Source organism: Hymenobacter sp. B1770, assembly GCF_049896385.1.
Taxonomy (GTDB): Bacteria; Bacteroidota; Bacteroidia; order Cytophagales; family Hymenobacteraceae; genus Hymenobacter.
Map to the genome: position 1 here is coordinate 418 of NZ_JAFCUF010000065.1, position 349 is coordinate 766.

Here is a 349-nt window from a genome sequence, read left to right on the forward strand (position 1 = left end):
CAACGCCGTCTCGACGGACAGCAGCAGGGCCGCGGCGCTGAAGATGAGCAGGTTGATGAGCAGGATGACGTCGCCCACCGAGATGGCCGTTTTCTTGCTCACGTACAGGGCCAGCACCTCCGTGCCGTCGAGCACGGCCCCGCCGCGCATGGCCAGGCCGATGCCCGCGCCCAGGAAGAAGCCGCCGAAGACGGCGATGAGCAGCTTGTCGTCGGTGAGCGGGGGAAAGGCGATGACGAGCAGCACGCCCGCCAGGGCGAGGATGGCGAGCAGGGTTTTCAGGGCGAAACCCCGGCCGAGCTGGTAGTAGCCCATGACGATGAAGGGCAGGTTGAGCAACACAATCAGC

1 protein-coding gene is annotated in these 349 nt (G+C 66.2%); it reads right to left on the reverse strand.

Translation table 11 applies throughout. The annotated features are described in order from the left end of the window. Positions 1-349: YitT family protein (locus tag ACP7AJ_RS21495; protein ID WP_426062291.1), on the reverse strand; the 349-nt coding region annotated here is incomplete at both ends.